At 64.7% G+C, this 22,576-nt stretch carries 21 protein-coding genes; 4 read left to right on the forward strand and 17 right to left on the reverse strand.

What is annotated here, in order from left to right; genetic code table 11:
- Positions 1-40: 40 nt before the first annotated feature.
- The 13 genes from tolB to V3330_RS14985 form a co-directional block, all read right to left on the reverse strand.
- Positions 41-1,339 carry a Tol-Pal system beta propeller repeat protein TolB gene (gene tolB, locus V3330_RS14925; protein ID WP_354696238.1) on the reverse strand — a complete coding sequence of 433 codons (1,299 nt, stop codon included), beginning with the start codon at positions 1,337-1,339 and terminating at the stop codon, positions 41-43.
- Positions 1,340-1,343: 4 nt separating this feature from the next.
- Positions 1,344-2,243: a cell envelope integrity protein TolA gene (tolA, locus tag V3330_RS14930; RefSeq protein ID WP_354696239.1), complete on the reverse strand. Its 900-nt coding sequence runs from the start codon at positions 2,241-2,243 to the stop codon at positions 1,344-1,346.
- A 19-nt stretch (positions 2,244-2,262) separates the two neighbouring features.
- Positions 2,263-2,745 carry a protein TolR gene (tolR, locus tag V3330_RS14935; protein ID WP_354696240.1) on the reverse strand — a complete coding sequence of 161 codons (483 nt, stop codon included), beginning with the start codon at positions 2,743-2,745 and terminating at the stop codon, positions 2,263-2,265.
- A gap of 6 nt (positions 2,746-2,751) precedes the next feature.
- Entirely contained in the window at positions 2,752-3,438 is a 687-nt protein-coding gene (gene tolQ / locus V3330_RS14940) for a protein TolQ (protein WP_354696241.1), read from the reverse strand.
- Positions 3,439-3,524: 86 nt separating this feature from the next.
- Positions 3,525-4,568, reverse strand: coding sequence for a Holliday junction branch migration DNA helicase RuvB (gene ruvB, locus V3330_RS14945; protein WP_354696242.1), 1,044 nt, complete (start codon positions 4,566-4,568; stop codon positions 3,525-3,527).
- Between the two features lie 4 nt (positions 4,569-4,572).
- Positions 4,573-5,172, reverse strand: coding sequence for a Holliday junction branch migration protein RuvA (ruvA, locus tag V3330_RS14950; RefSeq protein ID WP_354696243.1), 600 nt, complete (start codon positions 5,170-5,172; stop codon positions 4,573-4,575).
- A 4-nt stretch (positions 5,173-5,176) separates the two neighbouring features.
- Positions 5,177-5,683, reverse strand: coding sequence for a crossover junction endodeoxyribonuclease RuvC (gene ruvC / locus V3330_RS14955; protein ID WP_354696244.1), 507 nt, complete (start codon positions 5,681-5,683; stop codon positions 5,177-5,179).
- A gap of 59 nt (positions 5,684-5,742) precedes the next feature.
- Positions 5,743-6,483 carry a YebC/PmpR family DNA-binding transcriptional regulator gene (locus V3330_RS14960; protein WP_354696245.1) on the reverse strand — a complete coding sequence of 247 codons (741 nt, stop codon included), beginning with the start codon at positions 6,481-6,483 and terminating at the stop codon, positions 5,743-5,745.
- A gap of 42 nt (positions 6,484-6,525) precedes the next feature.
- Entirely contained in the window at positions 6,526-7,158 is a 633-nt protein-coding gene (locus V3330_RS14965) for an alpha/beta fold hydrolase (RefSeq protein WP_354696246.1), read from the reverse strand.
- Positions 7,155-8,054, reverse strand: a complete 900-nt coding sequence (gene rarD / locus V3330_RS14970) for an EamA family transporter RarD (RefSeq protein ID WP_354696247.1) — start codon at positions 8,052-8,054, stop codon at positions 7,155-7,157. The genes V3330_RS14965 and rarD overlap by 4 nt, the downstream gene beginning before the upstream one ends.
- Before the next feature lie 108 nt (positions 8,055-8,162).
- Positions 8,163-10,112 carry a S9 family peptidase gene (locus tag V3330_RS14975; RefSeq protein ID WP_354696248.1) on the reverse strand — a complete coding sequence of 650 codons (1,950 nt, stop codon included), beginning with the start codon at positions 10,110-10,112 and terminating at the stop codon, positions 8,163-8,165.
- 122 nt (positions 10,113-10,234) lie between these two features.
- A complete protein-coding gene (aspS, locus tag V3330_RS14980) occupies positions 10,235-12,040 on the reverse strand; it encodes an aspartate--tRNA ligase (protein ID WP_354696249.1) in 1,806 nt (601 codons plus the stop codon).
- Positions 12,041-12,105: 65 nt separating this feature from the next.
- The gene (locus tag V3330_RS14985; RefSeq protein WP_354696250.1) at positions 12,106-12,441 is read right to left on the reverse strand and encodes an FmdB family zinc ribbon protein; all 336 of its coding nucleotides are present in this window, start codon (positions 12,439-12,441) and stop codon (positions 12,106-12,108) included.
- A 192-nt stretch (positions 12,442-12,633) separates the two neighbouring features.
- Here V3330_RS14985 and V3330_RS14990 point away from each other — a divergent pair, with 192 nt between their 5' ends.
- The 4 genes from V3330_RS14990 to V3330_RS15005 are packed head-to-tail and all read left to right on the forward strand — an operon-like array spanning position 12,634 to position 17,495.
- Positions 12,634-14,331 carry a dipeptidyl-peptidase 3 family protein gene (locus tag V3330_RS14990; protein ID WP_354696251.1) on the forward strand — a complete coding sequence of 566 codons (1,698 nt, stop codon included), beginning with the start codon at positions 12,634-12,636 and terminating at the stop codon, positions 14,329-14,331.
- Between the two features lie 13 nt (positions 14,332-14,344).
- Entirely contained in the window at positions 14,345-15,424 is a 1,080-nt protein-coding gene (proB, locus tag V3330_RS14995; RefSeq protein ID WP_354696252.1) for a glutamate 5-kinase, read from the forward strand.
- A gap of 26 nt (positions 15,425-15,450) precedes the next feature.
- Entirely contained in the window at positions 15,451-16,734 is a 1,284-nt protein-coding gene (locus tag V3330_RS15000; protein ID WP_354696253.1) for a glutamate-5-semialdehyde dehydrogenase, read from the forward strand.
- Between the two features lie 14 nt (positions 16,735-16,748).
- The gene (locus tag V3330_RS15005) at positions 16,749-17,495 is read left to right on the forward strand and encodes a type 1 glutamine amidotransferase (protein ID WP_354696254.1); all 747 of its coding nucleotides are present in this window, start codon (positions 16,749-16,751) and stop codon (positions 17,493-17,495) included.
- 37 nt (positions 17,496-17,532) lie between these two features.
- Here the strand turns inward: V3330_RS15005 and clpB are convergent, their stop codons facing one another.
- The 4 genes from clpB to dapD form a co-directional block, all read right to left on the reverse strand.
- Entirely contained in the window at positions 17,533-20,109 is a 2,577-nt protein-coding gene (gene clpB / locus V3330_RS15010; RefSeq protein ID WP_354696255.1) for an ATP-dependent chaperone ClpB, read from the reverse strand.
- 121 nt (positions 20,110-20,230) lie between these two features.
- Positions 20,231-21,370, reverse strand: a complete 1,140-nt coding sequence (dapE, locus tag V3330_RS15015; protein ID WP_354696256.1) for a succinyl-diaminopimelate desuccinylase — start codon at positions 21,368-21,370, stop codon at positions 20,231-20,233.
- Positions 21,367-21,738 carry a Spx/MgsR family RNA polymerase-binding regulatory protein gene (locus V3330_RS15020; protein WP_354696257.1) on the reverse strand — a complete coding sequence of 124 codons (372 nt, stop codon included), beginning with the start codon at positions 21,736-21,738 and terminating at the stop codon, positions 21,367-21,369. Before V3330_RS15020 ends, dapE begins: the two co-directional genes overlap by 4 nt.
- Entirely contained in the window at positions 21,728-22,576 is an 849-nt protein-coding gene (dapD, locus tag V3330_RS15025; RefSeq protein WP_354696258.1) for a 2,3,4,5-tetrahydropyridine-2,6-dicarboxylate N-succinyltransferase, read from the reverse strand. The genes V3330_RS15020 and dapD overlap by 11 nt, the downstream gene beginning before the upstream one ends.

Here is a 22,576-nt window from a genome sequence, read left to right on the forward strand (position 1 = left end):
CGCCTGAGGGCGCGAACGTTCAATCAACTGCAAAAATATACTACCTGATAACAGGCGACCATGCGGGTTCTCGAACATCACCTTCGCTGAGGATCAACCGTTGACGGACGTTGCCATCCGCCGACACAGCAGACAAAACACCTCGCATACCTTCTCGCGTAGCGTAAAGTACCATACTGCCATTGGGCGCAAAACTGGGTGATTCATCCAGCACACCAGGCGTCAGCACGGTAAACCGCTCGGACTCGGTATCCCACACGGCGATACGATACTCGTTTCCGCGCCCCTGCGCTACAGCTATTCTACGTCCATCCGGTGCCACGCTGGCGCGCGCATTGTAATTTCCGGAAAGCGTTACCCGCTCCGGGTTTCCGCCACCCGAAGGCACCTTGTAAATCTGCGGTTTGCCCCCCCGGTCGGAGGTGAAATAAACGGTCTTGCCATCCGGCGACCAGGTGGGCTCGGTGTCGATGGCCCAGTGCTGCGTGAGCTGGGTTTCACGCCCGGACTCCAGGTCGCGGACATATATCTCCGGATTGCCGGAACGCGACAGGGTCAGGGCCATTTTACGGCCGTCCGGCGAGAACGACGGCGCACCGTTGATGCCTTTGCCGCTGGACACGAGTTCACGCGCACCGGTCGCAACTTCCTGCACGTAGATGGCCGAGTTGCCCTTCTCGAAGGACACGTAAGCCAGGCGGCGGCCGTCGGGCGACCACGCCGGGGACAGCAGCGGCTCGGGCGAACCCACCACCGTCTGCGGGCCGAATCCGTCCGCATCCGCCACCACCAGTTCGTAGCGCGCATCGCCGCCGGTTCCGGTGGCGGTCACGTAGGCGATCCGGGTGGAAAATGCGCCGGGGACACCGGTCAGGGTTTCGTAAATGGCATCGGCCACCCGGTGCGCGCCGAAGCGCAGGTCGCCCTCACCCACCGTGGTGACCTGGGAAAGCAGGTTCTCCTGGGTGTGCACGTCGAACAACTGGTAGACGAGTTCGTGCCCCATGCCGTCGGGAGCGGGCCGCACCGTGCCGATCACGATATAGTCCACCTTCAGCAGGCGCCAGGTGCCGAACCGGATGGCTTCGGCGTCGTGTGGACGGTCGACGATGTCCTGCTCATCCAGAGGGTCGAACAGGCCGGACCGGTAAAGGTCGTTGCTGACGATTTCGGCCACGCCGGTTTGCGGCTGAGGCCGGGCATCCTGCCACTGGAACGGCACGATGGCGATGGGCAGCGCGCTGGGGTTGCCGCTGATGATTTCGATGGTCAGCTGCGCGTGCGCGATCGGCGTCGCGGCAAGCCACAGCAGGAGCAGGATCAGCAGATTATTCTTCACGTTTTCAGTCACCGTCGTATCGGAATATGAATGTGATTTCGCGTTTAAAGACGTCTTCGTAACCGCGGTACGGCAGGGCGTCGAGCCGTTCAACCGCGGCCACGATGGACCGCCGGGTGGCTTCGTCGCCGTTGCACGACCCGGCAATGTTAGCGGAAATGATCTCTCCGCCCGGAATCTGCACGATGCGCAGTGTACACCGCAGACCCGCCTGCGCCGTCGGCGGCCGCAGCCAGTTCTGGGTCACCACCTGCCGGATCGCCGCCTCGTATTCGTCTTCCAGTGAAGCTATTCGACCGGCCTGGGCCGCTTTTCGTTCCGCTTCGGCCTGGCGCTGTCGTTCGGCTTCCGCCGCCAGGCGACGCTGCTCGGCGGCTTCGGCCTGCTTGCGGGCCTCGAGTTGCTTGAGCCGCTCTTCCTCCAGTTGACGCTGACGTTCGGCGGCCTCACGCTCCTGCCGCACCCGGTCCAGTTCGCGCTGCTGGCGCAGCCGCTCCTCTTCCCGCTTGCGTTCGCGTTCCATGCGCAACTGCTGCAACCGGTCCTGGGCCTCCTTGCGGCGGCGCTGCTCCTCCAGCGCCTCCTGGCGCTGCTGTTCGAGTGCCTGCTCGCGCTGCCGCTCGGCTTCGCGTTCACGCTGGGCTTCCAGTTCGCGCTGGCGGCGCTCCGCCTCCCGCTCTCGCCGCTCGGCCTCGGCGGCCGCGCGCTGGGCCTCCTGGCGCTGCTCGAGAATTTCACTGGTATCGACGATTACCGCTTCGATGGTCAGGCCCACGGGTCGTGGCTGGCGGAACGGCTTCCAGTTGATCGTTCCCAGCACCACCAGCAGGGCGATGAGCAGATGCACACCGAGCGACAGCCCCAGCGGGCCCATCTGTGTGCGAAATTCACGGCGCAGATTCATGCGGGCGGCAGCCCCGGTATCAGCCGTCGGCGCCGGGCCCGGGGCCGGACGCGTCATCCATCCCGGTATCCAGCGGATCGCTCATCAGGCCGACTTTCTGCACGCCGGCTTTCTGCAGCAGGACCATGGCGTTGTAGATGGCGCCATAGGCGACCTGCTCGTCGCCACCCACCAGAACCTGCAGCTCGGGATTGCGGCGGACGATGGCGGAAACCGTCTGCACCAGGGTATCGGGATCGATCATGCCGCTGGAGGTGCCGTCGAGGTCGCCACCCGCATTCAGGTACAGGTCGCCGTTGCGCATCACGGTCACGACCATCGGCTCCTCGTTCTGCTCGGTGTCGAGCGGCTCCGCGTCGGCCTTGGGCAATTCCACCTCAACGCCCAGGTTCAGCAGCGGCGCCGTGATCATGAAGATCACCAGCAGCACCAGCATGACGTCGATGTACGGAACCACGTTGATTTCCGCCATCGGCCGCCGGCGACCCTTGATCGCTCCCATCGTCGTCTACTCCTGGCCGATGCCGTGCGCGTAACGTTCCAGGATGCTGGAGAGCTCTTCCTTGAAATTGTCGTAGCGCACTTCCAGACGATCGACCTGGTTGGAAAAGCGGTTGAACCCGATCACGGCCGGAATGGCCGCGAACAGGCCCATGGCCGTGGCCACCAGGGCCTCGGAAATACCGGGCGCGACCATGGCGATGGTGGCCTGGTTCACGTTGGCCAGGGCCTGGAACGAGGTCATGATGCCCCACACCGTCCCGAACAGCCCGATGTACGGACTGGTGGAACCCACCGTGGCGAGAAAATTCAGCCGGTGTTCGAGATCTTCGGTTTCGCGGGTGAGCGCGATGCGCATGGCACGCTGGGCTCCCTCGACCATGGCGCTCGGCGACATTCTGCCCTGGTGGCGCAGGCGGTCGAATTCACTGAAACCGGCCTCGAATATCCGCTCCATGCCGTTGGTGACCCGGTGCGCGCCGCTGATGTTCTCGTGCAGCTTGCCCAGGTCGGTGCCCGACCAGAACTTCTCTTCGAACGCATCGGCCGCCGACTGGGCCCGGGCCAGAATCTGGCGCTTGTTGAAGATGATCATCCATGACGCGATCGATGCCAGCAGCAACAGGGCCATCACGCCCTTCACCAGCAAACTCGCATGCAGGACCAACTGCCAGATCTGCAAATCAGTGCTCATGCATCCACTCCGACTTCAAAATTATTCTGTCAAGCCAGACCAAGGCCCGGTGTTTTAGTTCAGTATTCCGGCCCGAAAGGCGCGGTTCAATTATCCTCGAAGAGCCCGCCGGGCTGACCGCCCGGGACCTTCAGCCCGAGATGGCGATAAGCCCGCGAGGTCGCGACACGGCCGCGTGCGGTTCGCGCCAGATAGCCCTTCTGGATCAGGTAGGGTTCGAGCACGTCTTCCACGGTACCGCGCTCTTCCGACAGGGCGGCGGCCAGGCTGTCGACCCCGACCGGGCCACCATCGAAGGTCTCGATGATCATGTGCAGCAAGCGCCGGTCCATGGTGTCGAAACCGGCTTCGTCGACCTGCAACAGGCTCATCGCAGCGGTCGCGATGTCGCGGTCGATCGATCCGTCGCCGCGAACTTCCGCGAAGTCACGCACGCGGCGCAACAGGCGATTGGCGATCCGTGGCGTTCCGCGTGAACGCCGCGCGATTTCCATCGCGCCCGCGTCGTCGACTTCCACCTGCAGGATGCCGGCGGAACGGGTGACGATGCGCGCCAGTTCGTCCGGACTGTAAAACTCCAGACGCTCGACAATGCCGAAACGGTCGCGCAGCGGCGAGGTCAGCAACCCGGCCCGGGTGGTGGCCCCGACCAGGGTGAAACGCGGCAGCTCCAGCTTGATCGAGCGGGCCGCCGGCCCTTCGCCGATCATGATGTCGAGCTGGTAGTCCTCCAGTGCGGGGTACAGCACTTCCTCGACCACCGGTGACAAGCGGTGGATTTCGTCCACGAACAGCACATCGCCGGCCTGCAGGTTGGTCAGCAGCGCGGCCAGGTCGCCGGCGCGTTCGAGCACCGGCCCCGAGGTCTGCCGCAGGCCAACGCCCAGTTCGTTGGCGATGACGTGCGCCAGGGTCGTTTTTCCCAATCCCGGCGGTCCGAATATGAGCACGTGGTCGAGGGCGTCCTGGCGCTGTTTGGCGGCGGCCAGGAAAATGCCCAGCTTTTCGCGCATGGCCGGCTGGCCGACGTACTCATCCAGGGTGCGGGGCCGCAGGCTGCGATCCAGCTCGGGGTCGTCTCCGATGCCGGCGGGATCGACAACTCGTTCTTCATTGACCGGTGACGACATGGCTTCAGGGCTTCACGGTGGATTTCAGGGCCAGACGGATGATGTCCTCGGCACTCATGTCCGGCTGCGCCACCTGGCGGACCATGCGGCTGGCTTCCTGCGGCTTGAATCCCAGGGCGCCCAGGGCGCGGGTGGCTTCCGCCGCGGCGCCCGGGGCGGCCGCGTCGCCGCCCGCCGTGGTCGCGGTGCCCGTCGCCGGCAGATTATCCAGCTTGTCGCGCAACTCGATGATGATGCGTTCGGCGGTTTTCTTGCCGATGCCCGGCAGGCGGGTGAGCGCGGCGGTGTCGCCTTCGGCGACGAATTGCGCCAGCTCGCCACCGCTGGCGCCGGACAGTATCGTCAGCGCGAGCTTGGCGCCGATGCCACTGATTTTGAGCAGTTGACGAAACAGTACGCGCTCCGCCTCGCTGGCGAATCCGTACAGGGTGTGGGCATCGTCCTTGACCTGCATGTGCGTGAGCAAAACCACGGGCTTGCCCGTTTCCGGCAGGTCGTAGAACACGGTCAGCGGCGCCTCCACCTCGTAGCCAACACCCCCCACGTCCACGACGAGCAGCGGAGGTTGCTTGGCGATCAGGGTTCCGGAGAGGCGGGCGATCATGATGTCATCCCTGCAGGTTCTGCATGCGTTCCAGGGTCTGCCGCGTATGCTGGTGACATAATGCCACAGCGAGGGCGTCGGCGGCGTCCTCCGCCAGCACCTCGTTGAAGCGCAACAGCATCGCGACCATGTGCGCCACCTGGGCCTTGTCCGCTCCGCCCCGGCCGACAATGGCCTGCTTGACCAGGCGTGGCGCATACTCGGCAACGGGGAGCCCAAGGGAAACGGCGGCCGCGATGGCGGCGCCACGTGCCTGACCCAGTTTCAGCGCCGACGCCGCATTGCGGCTGACAAAGACATTTTCGACAGCGACCTGGGTGGGCTGATGCGCCTGGATCAGTTCCTGGATACCGCTGAAAATCGCGCCCAGGCGGTCGGGGAATTCGCCCCGGGGCGTACGGATGACGCCCTGCGCGACACAGACCGCGCCGTCGCCATGACGCTGCCCACGCGTCTCGATCACACCAAATCCGGTGATGCGGGAACCGGGGTCGATGCCCAGGATGCGCACGTCAGGCCAGTCCGCCCGTGCGCCGGCGCGTCAGGCCGCGCCACGGTGATTGTCTGCGCTCAATCGGCGTAGGCTTCATCCGGGATGTCCGCGTTGGAATACACCGCCTGGGTGTCGTCGAGATCTTCGAGCACGTCGAGAAAGCCCAGCACCTTGCGGGCGGTTTCCACGTCGAGTTCCACCTCGGTACTGGCGCGCATGGTCACCTCCGACTCGGCCGGTTCCAGCCCGGCGGCGATCATGGACTCGAGCACGTCGTGGTAATCCTCCGGCGTGGTCAGCACCTCGATGGAACCGTCGTCGGCGGTTTCGATGTCTTCCGCGCCCGCGTCCAGCGCTGCCTCCATCACGGCCTCTTCGCTGGTGCCCGGTGCGTAACTCAGGACGCCGACCTTGCTGAACAGATAGGCCACGGAACCGTCGGTTCCGAGGTTTCCGCCGTGCTTGGAAAACGCATGGCGGACTTCCGCCACGGTGCGGTTACGATTATCGGTCAGGGTTTCGATCAAAATCGCGACCCCGTTCTGGGCGTATCCCTCGTAGCGAATCTCCTCGTAGGTAACGCCTTCCAGTTCGCCGGTGGCCTTTTTGATCGTGCGCTCGATCGTGTCCTTCGGCATGTTGGCCGCGTTGGCTTTCTGAACGGCCAGGCGCAGGCGCGGGTTGGCGTCCGGATCGCCTCCGCCCTCGCGTGCCGCGACGGTCAGTTCACGATTGACCCGGGTGAAGATTTTGCCTCGCTTGGCGTCGACGGCTTTCTTGCGGTGCTGGATATTGGCCCATTTGCTATGCCCGGCCATGAGAATGCGTCCTCTTGCGGTTGGCTCAAACCGCTCATTTTATCACGGAAGACTCCGCAACCGGCCGTTTTGCAGGAACGCCGCAACCCGTTCCGCGACCCGCCCCGACACCAGCAGTCCCGTATGCGACACCGGCAGGACATCCCGGTCCGCCGCATCGCCGGCCATCACTTCGTCCAGCGCGACGGTACCGTCCGACCGGCCCAGCCGAATGCCCGCCAGCCGGCCCAGACCCAGTGACCGGTTGCCGGCGATCAGACCGACCTTCCAGCCCGACCGAATACGATCGTAGCCCGCCACAAGCTCCGGACCCGCCGCGCCCAGCAAGGCCCTGCCCGGGCGCCAGCGGCACAACTGCCGTGCCACCCGGCTCCCTTGCAGTGGGCTGCCGAGCAGCACCGCCCGCCCCGGATCCCGATCGTGCTGCAGTTCGAGCGCGCGCAGGATGACCAGTCCGCCGAAGCTGTGACCGACGAAATGCGGCGGGCGCGTGCAATCAGCGGCCGCGAAGCGCGCCAGGGCCCGCGCCGCGGCATCGAGGCCGTCGCGGGTCGGGCGGTACGCGAAGCTGCGGGTACGCAATCCGGCGCGGCGCAGGCGGCGCGCCAGCAAGGCCATCGACAGACGCCCGTAAAACAGACCGTGAACCAGAACGACCGGTGCCGGTTCGCTCATGCGAGGCGGGCACGGCGGGAACGCCAGACCGATTCCAGGGTGACCATCAACAACCCCGTCCAGATGCAACTGAAGGCCACGGCATGACCGGGCGTGAATGGCTCGCCGAAGAAAAACACGGCCAGCAGAAACGTCAGGGTGGGCGACAGGTATTGCAGGAAACCGATCACGGTCAGCGACAGGCTGCGGGCCGCGAGGTTGAACCACACCAGTGGCAATACCGTGATCAGGCCGCACAGAACCAGCAGCATATCGATGCGCAGCGATTGCTGGCCGAACTGCAGCGCCTGGTCACTCCAGCGTACCCCGATGAACACCAGCGCCGGCAGCGCCAGCAGTGCCGTCTCCCACAACAGGCCCACCATGGGTCCGACCGCGAGCCGCTTGCGCACCAGCGCGTAGAAACCGAAAGAAAACGCCAGTCCCAGGGAAATCCAAGGCGCCACGCCCAGGGTCCAGGCGAGATATGCGGTTCCGAGACCGGCCAGGCCCAGGGCCAGGGTCTGAATCCGCGACAGGCGCTCGCCCAGAAACAGAAATCCGAGCAGGGCATAGACCAGCGGGCCGATGAAGTAGCCGAGGCTGGTGGACAACACCCGGTCGGTATTGACCGCCCAGACGTAAATCAGCCAGTTGGCACTGACCAGTACACCCGAACACGCCAGGATCAGGATGTCACGCAAGGGCAGCTTGAGGCGGCGCCAGAAGCCCGGACCGTCGCGCAGCAACAGGAAGCCGGCCAGCATGGGCACCGACCAGAGAATGCGGTGGCCGATGATCTCCAACGGATCGACCGAGGCGATCCATTTGAAGAATATCGGGGCCAGGCCCCAGATGATGAATGCGCCGAGGGCGGCTGCGACGCCCTGATGCCTTGTGTCTGCCGGTTGGTTCAACAGCTGTACTGCCTGGATGTGGAACGCGATTTCGGGGCCGCAAAACAACGGGGCCGGCAAATTGCCGGCCCCGCTCGATCTCGGGCCAATGGCCCTCAGTCTAACCGTTCAGGGGCTTTCCTGCTGCCCGGATTCCGGCTTCAGGTTCTCGGCCAGGAAGGTCTCCATGCGACCGTAGAAGTCATAGATATTTTCCTGCTTCTGGAAACCGTGACCCTCATCCTTCTTGATCATCAGTTCGTACGGCACGTTGTTTTCCTCCAGACCGTCCTCCATCACACGGGCGTGACGGATGTTGACCCGGGGATCCTGCAGGCCGTAGGCCATGAAGACCGGCACCTGGATTTTGTCCGCATGGTTGCTGGGCGACCATTCCTCGAGGAACTCCTCCTCGCTGTCCGGATCACCGACCATGATGGCCATCTGCTTCAGGCCCGAGGCCCAGGCGTCCGGCGCGGTTTCGAACAGCAGCGGCAGATCGGTCACACCCACGTAATTGATGCCGCACTTGTACAGCTCCGGCGTGTAGGTCAGGCCGGCCATGGTGGCGTAGCCACCGTAGCTGCCGCCGTAAATGCACACCCGGTCGGCATCGGCGATGCCCTGTTCGATGGCCCATTTCACGCCATCGGTCACGTCGTTCTGCATGGCCTGGCCCCATTGCTTCCAGCTCGACATCAAATGGTTTCGACCAAAACCGACCGAACCACGGAAGTTGACCTGCAGCACGGCATAGCCGCGGTTGGCCAGGAACTGGGCCTCGGGGTTGTAACCCCAGCCATCCCGCGCCCATGGGCCGCCATGCGGGTTGATGATCAGCGGCAGATTCTCACCGTCGGTTCCCGCCGGCACGGTCAGGTAACCGTGCATGGTCATGCCGTCACGCGCCTGGAAAGAAATGTGACGCATTTCGGACATTTTTTCGGCATCCACCCAGGGGCGCGAATCGGCCAGCCATTCCAGGGTGTTTTCGGCAAAGTTGTACAGGTAATACCGGGGCGGCTGCTTCGAGTTGTACGAGGCCACGACACCGGTAGTCTCGTTGTCATCCACGCTGGTGACCACGTTCTCCGTGTCCGGCAGCGCCGCGTCGATGGATTCCATGATCCCTTTCCAGCGCTCGTCGAGGTACACCTGTTCGGGCTTGCCGACCATGTAGGCCACACCGATCATGTCGCGCTTCTTCTCGGTCTGGATCACGCCGCAACAGTCGATTTCGTCGTGCTCGTAAATCAGTTCACCGAACTGGCGTTTGGCGAAGTCGTATCGGAACAGTCCCGCCTTGTCACGAACACTGCCGTCCGGATTGAGCCACGACATCACGTAACCGACATCCGGATTCGCGGTGATGGCGACGGGCTGGAACGACGGATCGTCGAAGCGGGCCCGCACGATGGTTTCCCATTCGTCCTCTTCGGGGTTGGCCAGGCGCAGGTAGCCGGTATCCAGTCCATCCTGAAAACCGGCGCCAACCACGTTGCCGTCCCAGTCGACGAACCAGCCGGTGATGTTGCCGGGATTGCGTTGCACGATCTTCTTGCGGCCATTGATGATGTTCATCTTGAACACATCAGGATAGGAAGCACGGCGATCATTGGAGCTGACCAGCACCCAGTCCTTTTCCTCATCCAGGGTATCCAGGATGCTGGTGATCTTGATCACCGCCTTGCCGCCCTTGAGCTGGGCTTCGACGGGTTCGACCAGAGTACGCAACAGGCTGCCGTCGGTGTTGACGGCGAAAATGCCGAACGACTCGGAGCCGTCCTTGTCCATGAAGAACAGGATGCGCTCGTTATTGGCCCACAGGAATCCGCTGACGTCCTGCGAACTCATCCCGGTCACCGCACGCGGCTCACGGGTTTCCAGGTCGATGATGACGATGTTCAGCCGGCCGTTGACCGGCGCCATGGCGGCCAGTTCCTTGCCGTTGGGTGAAATCTGGAAATTGGTGAATTGGGGCTTCTTGAAAAAGGTTTCGAGCGGAAGTTTCTCCGCGATTGCGTGGGGTGCCGCCAGCATCAAGGCCAGCGCCGCTCCCAGCAGGACTCTGATTTTCATGAAATTCTCTCCTGATCCGCTTGGGTAGTCGGTATTCGGCTATCAGCCGGGCATGATACCAAGGAATGACCGCGACGGCAGTGCCAGAAGTCCCTGGCCCCCGGGCCGCACAACCGTGCGGATCAGTCCGATTCGCCCGCCTCGTTTGATGCATCCGGTTGGTCCGCTTCCACCACGCTGCGAACATGCAGCTCAGCGAGCTGCCCGTCGGCGATCGCCGACGGCGCGGCCGTCATCAGGCATTGCGCGGTGGTCGTCTTGGGGAAGGCGATCACATCACGGATGCTCTCTTCACCCGTCAACAGCGCCGCCCATCGGTCCAGGCCGAACGCGATACCACCGTGGGGCGGTGCACCGTAACGCAGGGCCTCGAGCAGGAAGCCGAACTTTTCGACTGCCTCCTCGGCACCGATGCCCAGCAGATCGAACACGACCTGCTGCAATTTCGGGTCGTGGATACGGATGGAGCCGCCACCCAGTTCTGAGCCGTTGAGCACGAGGTCGTAACCGCGTGACAGCGCGGCGGCCGGATCGGCGCGCAGCGCTTCCGGGTCGGGGTCGAGCGGCGCCGTGAACGGATGGTGCATGGCATAGTAGCGCCCGGTTTCGGCATCCCATTCGAACATCGGGAATTCCGTTACCCACAACGGCTTCCAGCCCGGCTCGACGGTATCGCGGTCGTGGGCGAGTTTCAGCCGCAACTGGCCCATGAACGTGCTGGCCGTCTGCCAGTCGCCGGCCCCGAAAAAAAGCAGGTCACCGGTCGCGGCGCCGCTGGCCTCGGCGATGCCCGACCAGGCCCCCTCATCGAGGAATTTGGCGATGGGCGACTGCAGTCCTTCCAATCCGGCTCCGGCATCGTTGACCTTGATCCAGGCCAGACCCTTTGCGCCGTACCGGGCAACGTACTTCGTATAATCGTCGATCTGCTTGCGCGAGAGTTCAGCGCCGCCCGGCACGCGGAGCGCCGCCACCCGCTGGTCATGCGCCGCGGCCGGACCGGCGAACACCTTGAACTCCAGGTGCGCGACGTGACCGTCCACGGTCACCAACTCACCGGGGATGCGCAGATCCGGCTTGTCGGACCCGAAACGTTCCATGGCTTCACGCCAACTCAGGCGCGGGAAGGGCTGCGGCAGATCGTCGCCGAGCACGTCCCGGAACACCTCGCGGATCAGGTCCTCGGAAATCGCCTGCACCTCTTCTTCGCTGACGAAGGACAGTTCCATGTCGAGCTGGGTGAATTCCGGCTGGCGATCGGCCCGCAGATCCTCGTCGCGGAAGCAGCGGGCGATCTGGTAGTAGCGGTCCATGCCCGACATCATCAGCAACTGCTTGAACAGCTGGGGCGACTGCGGCAGGGCGAAGAACTGGCCGGCGTGGACCCGGCTGGGGACGAGATAATCGCGCGCGCCCTCCGGGGTCGCCCGGGTCAGGATGGGCGTCTCCAGTTCAACGAAGCGCCGCTCGTCCAGGCTGTTGCGAATCGCCCGGTACATCGCCGCGCGCACTTTCAGATTGCGTTGCATGCGCGGCCGGCGCAGATCGAGGTAGCGGTATTTCAGGCGCACTTCCTCGCCGTCCTCGTCCGTCATCAGCAACGGCATCGGTGCCGAGGCGTTGAGCAGTTCGATGGCGTTTGCGACCACTTCGATCCGCCCGGTCGCCATCTGCTCGTTCCACTGGCTTTCGGGGCGTTCGCGCACGGTTCCGGTCACCTGCACGCAAAACTCGTTGCGCAGCTTCTCGGCGGCCGGGAACGCTTCGCTGTCGGGCTCCACCACGACCTGGACCACCCCGGCGGTATCGCGCAGGCCCATGAACAGCAGCCCCCCCAGGTCGCGGGTTCGATCCACCCAGCCACACAGGGTGACGGACTGACCGGCGAGCGCTTCGGTGACTTCTCCACAGTAGTGGCTACGGTTCATGGATTTCTCACTCGTTCACGGCAACGCGATCGCGTTGCCTGGTTTTCGGCCCGCGGTGACGGGTGTCAGGCTGCGTCGGCAGTACCGCCGGTGGTCGACTTCTTCGACGAATCGGTGGTCTTCTTGGATTCACTACCGGCCGCTTTCTTGCCGGAAGTCCCGCTGGAAGAAGATCCGGACGATCCGCTGTCTCCGCTGTCCGCGAGGTTGCGCTTGTTACCCTGTTTGAAATCGGTCTCATACCAACCACTGCCTTTGAGCCGGAAACCGGCGGCGGAAATCAGCCGTCGCAGCTGATCGGTGCCGCACTCGGGGCAATCGGTCAGTACCGGGTCGCTCATACGCTGTAATTTTTCGAGTTCGTGGCCACAGGACTGGCAACGGTATTCGTAGATTGGCATGGTCTCATTCCTGCTTGACGTTGCATTCCGCCCGGCTGGCCAGGCAGCCGGCGAAACGTTGAATTATAAGTTACGCCCCGGGTAGTTGGGGGCTTTTGGCGATTTTTCCAGCGCCACCGCCTACCCGGGAACTGCTAATATCTCCGGCTTGGCCCAGGGCCCACATCACAAGCGACACGAGAGCTTCCACCCATGCAAAAGCTGATACCGATCCTGTTGCTGGCATTTCTGCTGAACGGCTGCGAGCAGTCTGCGGAGCCCGGCACGGCGGCACCTGCCGAGCCACCTGCCGCACCAACCACGCAAAGTACCGCCGATGCGGACGAGGCTGGCGAGACCATGCCTGCCCCTTCGCGCTTCGATATCTATGCCACCGTCCGCCTGACTGCCGACCTCGGCCACCTCAGTGAGCAGCAGAAGCAGATGATTCCGCTGCTCATCGAGGCCTCCGACATCATGGACCAGCTGTTCTGGCGTCAGGCCTGGGGCGACCGCGAGGCGCTGCTGGAATCGATCGACGATCCAGCCACCCGGCGCTTCGCCGCAATCAACTACGGCCCCTGGGACCGCCTGGACGGCGACCGGCCTTTCATTGAGAGCGCCGGACCCAAGCCCCTGGGTGCCCGCTTCTACCCGGAGGACATGAGCCGGGAAGAGTTCGAAGCCTGGGAGCAGGCCGGCAAGCGGGGTTTGTACACCCTGGTGCAACGCGACGCCCGGGGCGAATTGACCCTGGTGCCCTATCACGAGGCTTACGCCCCTGAACTGGAGCGGGCCGCGGGCCTGTTGCGGCAGGCGGCCGAACTGGCCGAGGACCCGGAATTCGCGCGCTACCTGCGGATGCGGGCCCAGGCGCTGGTGACGGACGAGTTCCAGGCCTCGGACCTGGCCTGGATGGACATGAAGAACAACCCGATCGAACTGGTGATCGGCCCCATCGAAACCTACGAGGACCGGCTGTTCGGTTACCGCGCGGCCTACGAGTCCTACGTGCTGATCAAGGATCTCGAGTGGAGCGCGCGGCTGGCCCGCTTCGCGCAGTATCTGCCGGAATTGCAGACCGGACTGCCGGTGCCGGATGAATACAAACAGGAGACGCCCGGCGCCGACGCCGACCTCAATGCCTACGACGTGGTCTATTACGCCGGTCACAGCAACGCCGGCAGCAAGACCATCGCGATCAATCTGCCCAACGACGAGCAGGTGCAACTGGAAAAAGGAACACGGCGCCTGCAATTGAAGAACGCGATGCTGGCCAAGTACAACCAGATCCTGCTGCCGATCGCGGATGAACTGATCGCGGAAGACCAGCGGCCGTTCATCACCTTCGACGCCTTCTTCGGCGAGACCATGTTCCACGAAGTCGCGCACGGCCTGGGCGTCAAGAACACGCTCGACGGCAGCAACACCGTACGCCAGGCGCTCAAGGACCACGCGTCGGCCATCGAGGAGGGCAAAGCCGACATCCTGGGCCTGTACATGATTCAGAAGCTGCGCGAAAAAGGCGAGATCACCGAAGGTGAGCTGATGGACGACTACGTGACCTTCATGGCCGGAATCTTCCGCTCCATCCGGTTCGGCACCTCCAGCGCGCATGGCCAGGCCAACATGATCCGCTTCAACTTTTTCCGCCAGGCCGGTGCCTTCACCCGCGATCCGGATACCGGGCGATACCGGATCGACGTTCCCACCTTCGAGCAGGCCATCGAGGATCTCAGCCGCCGCATTCTGACGCTGCAGGGCGATGGTGATTACGCGGCGGTCGACGCGTTCGTGCGCGAACTGGCCGCCGTCGACGATCAACTGCAGGCCGATCTCGACCGGCTGGCGGCTGCGGCGATTCCGGTCGACGTCGTGTTCGAGCAGGGCGTGGACGTCCTGGGCCTGTAAGCGCAAGACGGGCATGAAACGCGCGGTCATCAAGGTGGGCAGCCAGGTTCTGTGCGGCTCCGACGGGGAACTCAACGTCAAGGTGCTGGCCGGCCTCGCCGCGCAGATCGCCGATCTCGCCGCGGCGGACTGGCAGATCGTGCTGGTCTCTTCCGGCGCCGTCGCCGCCGGTGCGGGCGTTTTGCGCACCGAATCCGGCGCCCGGCGGCTCGGGAGCATCGGTGACCCGGTCACGCGCAAACAGGTGCTGGCGGCCACCGGCCAGGTGCGGCTGATGGAAACCTGGGGCCGTTTTCTGGGGGAGCGCAATGTCGCGGTCGCCCAGGTGCTCGCCACCCGCTCGGACTTTCAGACCCGCCGGCATTACCTCAACATGCGTGCCTGCATAGAGGCGCTGCTGCAGGCCGGCGTCGTACCCGTCGTCAATGAGAACGACGTGGTGGCGGTGACGGAACTGATGTTCACCGACAACGACGAGCTGGCCGGGCTGCTGAGCGCCATGCTGAACGCCGACCTGCTGTGCCTGCTCAGCACCGTGCCCGGCGTGCTGGCCGGCGACGGCCAGCCGATCGCCACCTGGGATGAACAGCGCCACCAGCTCGAGGAACTGGTGGTGGAAGGCACCTCGACACTGGGCCGGGGCGGAATGCACAGCAAAATCTCCATCGCGCGCAAGGCGGCCGGACTCGGCATCGACGTGGTGATTGCCGATGGCGCGGCGCAGGACGTGCTGCGGAACATCGTCCGGGGCGATGACCTCGGCACCCGGTTCGCTTCCCGCCGCGACACCTCACCGGCCAAACGCTGGCTGGCCACGGCGGCACAATCGACCACCACCGGAAGCGTGGTCGTCAATGACGGTGCGGCCGCCGTGCTGCGCGACCGCAATCGGCTGGCCAGCCTGCTGCCGGTCGGCGTCGAGACCGTCAGCGGAACGTTTGAAAAAGGCGATGTCATTGAAATCCGCGACACGCAGGGCTCGGTGCTGGGCTGCGGGCGCACCCGCTACGGGCACGAAAAAGCCCGCGAACTGCAGGGCCAACGTGGACAGAAGGCCCTGATCCATTACGATTACCTTTATCTTTCTGACTGAGTACACACGCAATGAACGAAGCGGCCATGAAATCCCCGACCGCGGATGACCGGCACCACCAGCTGCGCGAACGGCTGATCGAAACCCGCGAGGCCGCACGCTCGCTGATCGGCCTCGGCCCCGACGCCACCGCTGCGGTGCTGAACGACCTGGCGGACCGCATCACCGCAGCCACCCCGGAAATACTGGAGGCCAACCTGCGCGACCTGTCTCGCATGGCCGAGGACGACCCCAAGTTCGACCGGCTGCTGCTCGATCCCGGCCGCATCGAGGCCATCGCCGGCGACTTGCGCAACGTCGCCGCGCTGCCGTCACCGATCGGCGAGGTGCTGGAGCGCCACACCCTGGACAACGGTCTGGAACTGAGCAAGGTTCGGGTGCCGATGGGGGTGATCGCCGTCATCTTCGAATCCCGGCCCAATGTCACGTTCGACGTGTTCGCGCTGTGCCTGCGCACGCAGAATGCCTGCGTGCTCAAGGGCAGCCGCGATGCCCACGACACCAATACGGTGGCGGTCCGGCTGATGCACGAGGTGCTGGCGGCGCACGGACTGGATCAACGCGTCGTGTTGCTGGCGCCGCCGGAGCGCGAATGGCTGCCGGACATCCTGCAGGCGGTGGACATCATCGACCTCGCGATTCCGCGCGGCTCGCGCGGCCTGATCGACTTCGTGCGTGACAACGCCCGCATCCCGGTGATCGAAACCGGGGCCGGCATCGTTCACACCTACGTCGATGCCTCCGCCGACCCCGACAAGGCCGAGTCCATCATCACCAACGCGAAGGCACGCCGGGTCAGCGTGTGCAATGCCCTGGACACGCTGGTTCTGCACCGCGACCTGCTACCGGGCCTGCCGAGGTTGCTGCATCGCCTGGGCACCGAATACGAAGTCGAGGTGTTCGCCGACGACGAGGCCCATGCCGCGCTGCAGGGCCACTACCCGGCCCGGCTCAACCGCGCCGAACCGGCGCATTTCGGGCAGGAGTTTCTGGCCTACCGCATGTCGGTGAAAACCGTGGCGAACCTGGATGAAGCCCTGGAGCACATTCACCAGTACAGCTCGAAACACTCCGAAGCCGTGGTCGCCGAAGACCCGGCCGTGATCGAACGCTTCCTGGACCGGGTGGACGCTGCCGCCGTCTACGCCAACACATCGACCGCGTTCACCGACGGTGCGCAGTTCGGCATGGGCGCGGAAATCGGCATCAGCACCCAGAAACTGCACGCCCGCGGACCCATGGCCCTGCCCGAACTGACCAGCTACAAATGGGTGGTTCGCGGCGACGGGCACGTGCGGCCGATGAGCTGAGGCCGGCCCGGCCGATGGCCAAGGTTCTCGTCTTCCAGCATGTCGCCGCGGAGCCGCTCGGCACCCTGGACCCGATGATCCGGGACCGGGGCCACCGCATCCGCTACGTCAACTTTCACCGCGAACCCGACGCGAGGCCGGACGTCACCCGCTACCAGGCCCTGATCATCCTGGGCGGTCCGCAGATGCCCGACCAGGAAGACCGCTATCCGCACCTGCGGGTGGAGATGCAGTGCATCGAGGAAGCCCTGAAGCGCGATATTCCGGTACTGGGCATCTGCCTGGGCGCGCAACTGATCGCTTATACCCTGGGCGGCGGCGTGCGGGCTCTGGATGGATGGGAACTGGGCTGGTTCCACCTCGAACCCACATCACAGGCCGCCGCGGATCCGATGTTCTGCGCCCTGGTCGAACCGCATCCCGTGTTTCAGTGGCACGGCTACACCTTCGACCTGCCGGCGGAAGCGGTCCACCTGGCCCGCTCGGCGGCCTGCGAGAACCAGGCCTTCCGCTACGGCCAAAACGCCTACGGCCTGCAGTGCCACCTGGAACTGGACGAACGCCTGATCAATCGCTGGCTCACCCACCCGGACTACCGCCGCGAACTCGAAATCCGCGGCGGCGGCCAGGACCCGGCCAGCCTGCGGGAACAAACCCACGCCCTGATCGGCCAGTCGGTCGAGCTCAGCTACCAGGTGTTCGGCCAGTTCCTGCGCGCCCTGGGGGAACCGCGGGCACGCCACGTTCTGCCATCACGCTGAAGGCACGAACCCACCGCGGGCAAGACCTGCACGCCGATTACTTTTCGAACGTGAACGCGCCACCGGATACATCCACCCGAATCGTGTCGCCCGGCGCGAATTCGCCGCTGAGGATTTTTTGCGCCAGCGGGTTTTCGATCTGCTGCTGGATCACGCGCTTGAGCGGCCGGGCACCGTAGACCGGGTCGAAACCGGCCTGGCCCGCCAGGTCGAGCGCGGTATCGCCGACCTCGATCGCGTAACCATTGGCCTCCAGCCGCTTGCGCAGATAGCCGATCTGGATTCCGGCGATTTCGCGGATCTGCGTGGCATCCAGCGGATGAAACACCACCAGTTCGTCCACGCGGTTGATGAATTCCGGGCGGAAGTGCTGGCCGACGACTTCCATCACCGCGCTCTTCATGGTCTCGTAGTCCCCGTCGCCCGACGCCAGTTCCTGGATGCGGCTGGAGCCGAGGTTGGAGGTCATCACCACCACGGTATTGCGGAAATCCACGGTGCGGCCGTGCCCGTCCGTCAGGCGGCCGTCGTCGAGTACCTGCAGCAGGATGTTGAATACATCCGAATGCGCTTTCTCGATCTCGTCCATCAAAATGACCGAGTACGGACGCCGGCGCACGGCCTCGGTGAGGTAGCCGCCTTCCTCGTAGCCGACGTAGCCGGGAGGCGCGCCGATCAGCCGGGCCACGGAGTGCTTCTCCATGAACTCGGACATGTCGATGCGGATCATGGCTTCCTCGGTATCGAACATGAACTCGGCCAGCGCCTTGCACAGTTCGGTTTTGCCCACGCCGGTCGGGCCCATGAACAGGAAGGACCCGATGGGCCGGCGGGGATCGGAAAGACCCGCGCGCGAGCGGCGGATGGCGTCGGACACGGCGCTGACCGCCTCGTCCTGGCCGATGACCCGCTGGTGCAGGGATTCTTCCATGCGCAGGAGCTTGTCGCGCTCGCCTTCGAGCATGCGCGATACCGGGATGCCGGTCCAGCGTGAAACCACCTCGGCGATTTCGTCTTCGGTGACGCGGTTGCGAAGAAGCTGGAAGTCTTCCTGTTCGCCCTTCTCGGCGTCCTGGAGTTGTTTTTCCAGTTCCGGCAGCTTGCCGTACTGGATCTCCGACATGCGCGCCAGGTCCTGGGCGCGGCGGGCGTTTTCCAGCTCGGCCCGCGCGCGTTCCAGTTCTTCCTTGATGTGGGTGGTGCCTTGGACCGCGGCCTTTTCGGACTTCCAGATTTCCTCGAGGTCGGAGAATTCGCGTTCCATCGTGGCGATTTCCTCTTCGAGATCCTGCAGGCGCTGCAGCGAGGCCTCGTCGGATTCCTTCTTCAGCGCCTCGCGCTGAATTTTCTGCTGGATGAGGCGCCGTTCCAGGCGGTCCAGCGCTTCCGGCTTGGAGTCGATTTCCATGCGGATGCGCGAGGCCGCCTCGTCCATCAGGTCGATGGCCTTGTCCGGCAACTGGCGATCGGAAATGTACCGGTGCGACAGGGTGGCCGCGGCCACCAGGGCCGGGTCGGTGATGTCGACGCCGTGGTGCACCTCGTAGCGCTCCTGCAGGCCGCGCAGGATGGCGATGGTGTCCTCCACCGACGGCTCGCCGACGAAGACTTTCTGGAATCGACGCTCCAACGCGGCGTCCTTCTCCACGTACTTGCGGTACTCATCCAGCGTGGTGGCGCCGATGCAGTGCAATTCGCCGCGCGCCAGCGCCGGTTTGAGCATGTTGCCCGCGTCCATCGCGCCCTCGGCCTTGCCGGCGCCGACCATGGTGTGCAGTTCGTCGATGAACAGGATGACGTTGCCTTCCTGTTTGGCCAGGTCGTTGAGCACGGCCTTGAGACGCTCCTCGAATTCGCCGCGGAACTTCGCCCCGGCCAGCAGCGAGCCCATGTCCAGCGACAGCACCCGTTTGCCACGAATGCCCTCGGGCACCTCGCCATCGACGATGCGCTGCGCCAGGCCCTCAACGATGGCGGTTTTGCCAACGCCGGGTTCGCCGATCAGTACCGGGTTGTTCTTGGTGCGGCGCTGCAGCACCTGGATGCAGCGCCGGATTTCCTCGTCACGACCGATCACCGGATCGAGCTTGTTTTGCTCGGCCCGCTCGGTCACGTCGATGGTGTATTTTTCCAGCGCCTGGCGCGCTTCCTCGGCGTTCGGATCGACCACCTGTTCGCCGCCGCGCATTTCATCGATGGCTTTCTCGACGGCCTCGCGGCTGGCGCCGGCCTGTTTGAGCAGGTCGGCCAACTCGCCTTTCAGCTCCAGGGCGGCCAGCACGAACAGTTCGCTGGCGATGTACTGGTCACCCCGTTTCTGGGCCAGTTTGTCGGTGATGTTGAGCAGTTTGAGCAGGTCGTTCGACAGGCTCATTTCGCCGGCCGCGCCACTCACGCGGGGCAGGCTGTCGAGACGCTCACCCAGATCCGAGCGCAGGGGATTGACCCGCACGCCGGCCCGGGTCAGTAGATGACGGATGGAACCGCCTTCCTGGTCGAGCAGCGCCACCATCACGTGTGCGGGCTCGATCAACTGGTGGTCCAACCCGGTGGCCAGGCTTTGTGCGTCGGCCAGGGCAAGCTGGAACTTGCTGGTCAGTTTGTCCATTCGCATGGTTGATTTTCCTCAAATATTGCGGGCTGCCCGAGCAGCCGGATGTACGTTATTTGAGGGTTTTTCACCCGCGCTTCAATCACCCGGCCTGATTTCGATCAAGCCGGGCGCAGCGGATGCGTCATGCGAATACGCGGCGCAGGATTTCCGTGTAGGCGTCGGCCAGACGATCGAGATCGCCGGTGGGTGTGTTCTCGTCGACCTTGTGGATGGTGGCGTTGAGCAATCCGAGCTCCAACACTTCGGAACCCAGCGGCGCTATGTAGCGGCCGTCGGAAGTACCGCCACCCGTATTCAGGTCCGGTTCCACCCCCAGCACGTCGCGGCAGGCGCCGACCACCGCCCCGCGCAACGCACCCGGCGCGGAATGAAAGGGTTCGCCCATCACCTCCCAGGTGAACTCGTAGCGTTCGATGCCGTGGCGGCAAATCATCGCCTCGATGCGATCGTGCAATTCCCGCGAAGTGGACTCGGGGCAATGCCGCAGATTGAACTGGACGGTGGCGTCGGCCGGCGTGACGTTGCGCGCACCCTGCCCGGCCCGGATCCAGGCGACCTGGCAACTGGTGGCGGGAAAGTCATCGTTGCCGTCATCCCAGCGGGTTTCGACCAGTTCGGTCAGGAACGGCGCCAGCCGGTGAGCGGGATTGTCCACCAGGTGAGGGAAGGCGCTGTGGCCCTGCACGCCGTCGACGCGCAGCCGGCCGTGGATGGAGCCGCGCCGGCCGATGCGTACGCTGTCGCCCAGGCGCTCGATGCTGGAAGGCTCGCCGACCAGGCAGTGATCGGGCGCCCCGCCCTGTTCCGACAACACCTCGGCAACGCGCACGATACCGTCCACGGCGTCACCTTCCTCGTCGCTGGTCAGCAACAATCCGACCTGCCCGGATGCCGTGTCCGGTGTCTGCCGCGCAAACGCCTCCAGGGCGACGATCATGGCGGCGACCGCGCCCTTCATGTCGGCCACGCCACGGCCGTACAGACAGCCATCGCGTTCCGCCGGCTCGAACGGCGGCACGGTCCACTGCTCGTCGGCGCCGGGCGGCACCACGTCGGTGTGCCCCAGGAACCACAGCGAGGGGCTGCCCCGCCCGCGGGTCAGAAGCACATTGCTCACCTCGCCACAGTGAAACCATCGCGCTTCGAAACCCAGCGGTATCAGCCGCCGCGCGATCAGTTGCTGGCAGCCCGCGTCGTCCGGAGTGACGGACGCCCGTTCCACCAGTTCACGGGTCAGTTCGACCACCGGCGACTGACTCACGATTGTTGCTCCAGAGCCGCCTGGATTTCGGCGGTGAAGCCCACGCCGAGGAGGCGTTCACCGCGCTCGAACACCGGGCGCTTGATCAGGGTGGGGTGCTCACCGAGCAGCCCGGCGAGGTCGCTGTCGGCCCGCGAACGCTCCGCATCATCCAGCGAGCGCCAGGTGGTGCTGCGCCGATTGAGCAGATCCGCCGCCGTCTCGCTCGCCGCCCACCGGCGCAAGCGGGCTTCGGGCACGCCGTCGTCGCGCACGTCGACCCAGGTGTATGCAATGCCGTTCCCGTCCAGCCAGCGCCGCGCCTTGCGGCAGGTATCGCAGGTTTTCAGCCCGTAGACGGTCAAACCGGTTCGGGGGTCAGCCGGCATGGCGCAGAATCTCGTTGACGCTGGTCTTGGCCCGGGTCGCCTCGTCCACCCGTTTGACGATGACCGCGCAGGACAGTGAATGGGTTCCATCACTGGCCGGGAGCGAGCCCGGCACCACCACCGAACCCGCGGGAATGCGCCCGCGCAGGATCTCACCGGATTCACGGTCGTAAATCTTGGTGCTTTGACCGATGAAAACCCCCATGGATATCACGCTGCCGCGTTCGACGATCACGCCTTCGACGATTTCCGACCGGGCGCCAATGAAGCAGTCGTCTTCGATGATGGTGGGTGCGGCCTGCAACGGCTCCAGCACACCGCCGATGCCAACCCCGCCCGACAGGTGCACGTTGCTGCCGATCTGCGCACAGCTCCCCACGGTCGCCCAGGTGTCGACCATGGTGCCGCCGCCCACCCGGGCGCCGATGTTGACATAGCTGGGCATCAGCACCGCATCCGGCCCGATGTGGGCGCCGCGCCGCACCGTAGCGGGGGGCACGATTCGCGCACCCGAATGGGCGATTCCGCTGTCCACCTCGCCGCCCCAGCGCAGCGGCACCTTGTCGAAGAAACGGGTGAACCCGCCTTCCATGACTTCATTTCGCGACACCCGGAATGACAGCAGAACGGCTTTCTTGAGCCACTCGTGCACCACCCAGCCGCCCGACTCGGACGCCGGTTCGGCAACACGCAGTTCGCCCGTTTCCAGCAGGTCGAGGCAGTCCTCGATGGCGGCGCGCAAATCGGTGCCGGCATTGGCCGGATTGAGCGCGGACCGCTCCTCCCAGGCCTGTTCGATCAGGTTCTTCAAAGGGTGTTCCGTGTTCGGTGGGGTCAT

The organism is Elongatibacter sediminis (assembly GCF_037892215.1).
Lineage (GTDB): Bacteria > Pseudomonadota > Gammaproteobacteria > Xanthomonadales > SZUA-36 > Elongatibacter > Elongatibacter sediminis.

Excerpts from the sequence above, each read along its gene's own strand:
- tolA (WP_354696239.1), bottom strand. The coding sequence starts at position 2,243 with ATGAATCTGCGCCGTGAATTTCGCACACAGATGGGCCCGCTGGGGCTG.
- tolR (WP_354696240.1), bottom strand. The coding sequence starts at position 2,745 with ATGGGAGCGATCAAGGGTCGCCGGCGGCCGATGGCGGAAATCAACGTG.
- tolQ (WP_354696241.1), bottom strand. The coding sequence starts at position 3,438 with ATGAGCACTGATTTGCAGATCTGGCAGTTGGTCCTGCATGCGAGTTTG.
- ruvB (WP_354696242.1), bottom strand. The coding sequence starts at position 4,568 with ATGTCGTCACCGGTCAATGAAGAACGAGTTGTCGATCCCGCCGGCATC.
- ruvA (WP_354696243.1), bottom strand. The coding sequence starts at position 5,172 with ATGATCGCCCGCCTCTCCGGAACCCTGATCGCCAAGCAACCTCCGCTG.
- V3330_RS14960 (WP_354696245.1), bottom strand. The coding sequence starts at position 6,483 with ATGGCCGGGCATAGCAAATGGGCCAATATCCAGCACCGCAAGAAAGCC.
- V3330_RS14965 (WP_354696246.1), bottom strand. The coding sequence starts at position 7,158 with ATGAGCGAACCGGCACCGGTCGTTCTGGTTCACGGTCTGTTTTACGGG.
- V3330_RS14975 (WP_354696248.1), bottom strand. The coding sequence starts at position 10,112 with ATGAAAATCAGAGTCCTGCTGGGAGCGGCGCTGGCCTTGATGCTGGCG.
- aspS (WP_354696249.1), bottom strand. The coding sequence starts at position 12,040 with ATGAACCGTAGCCACTACTGTGGAGAAGTCACCGAAGCGCTCGCCGGT.
- V3330_RS14985 (WP_354696250.1), bottom strand. The coding sequence starts at position 12,441 with ATGCCAATCTACGAATACCGTTGCCAGTCCTGTGGCCACGAACTCGAA.
- V3330_RS14990 (WP_354696251.1), top strand. The coding sequence starts at position 12,634 with ATGCAAAAGCTGATACCGATCCTGTTGCTGGCATTTCTGCTGAACGGC.
- proB (WP_354696252.1), top strand. The coding sequence starts at position 14,345 with ATGAAACGCGCGGTCATCAAGGTGGGCAGCCAGGTTCTGTGCGGCTCC.
- V3330_RS15000 (WP_354696253.1), top strand. The coding sequence starts at position 15,451 with ATGAAATCCCCGACCGCGGATGACCGGCACCACCAGCTGCGCGAACGG.
- V3330_RS15005 (WP_354696254.1), top strand. The coding sequence starts at position 16,749 with ATGGCCAAGGTTCTCGTCTTCCAGCATGTCGCCGCGGAGCCGCTCGGC.
- clpB (WP_354696255.1), bottom strand. The coding sequence starts at position 20,109 with ATGCGAATGGACAAACTGACCAGCAAGTTCCAGCTTGCCCTGGCCGAC.
- V3330_RS15020 (WP_354696257.1), bottom strand. The coding sequence starts at position 21,738 with ATGCCGGCTGACCCCCGAACCGGTTTGACCGTCTACGGGCTGAAAACC.
- dapD (WP_354696258.1), bottom strand. The coding sequence starts at position 22,576 with ATGACCCCACCGAACACGGAACACCCTTTGAAGAACCTGATCGAACAG.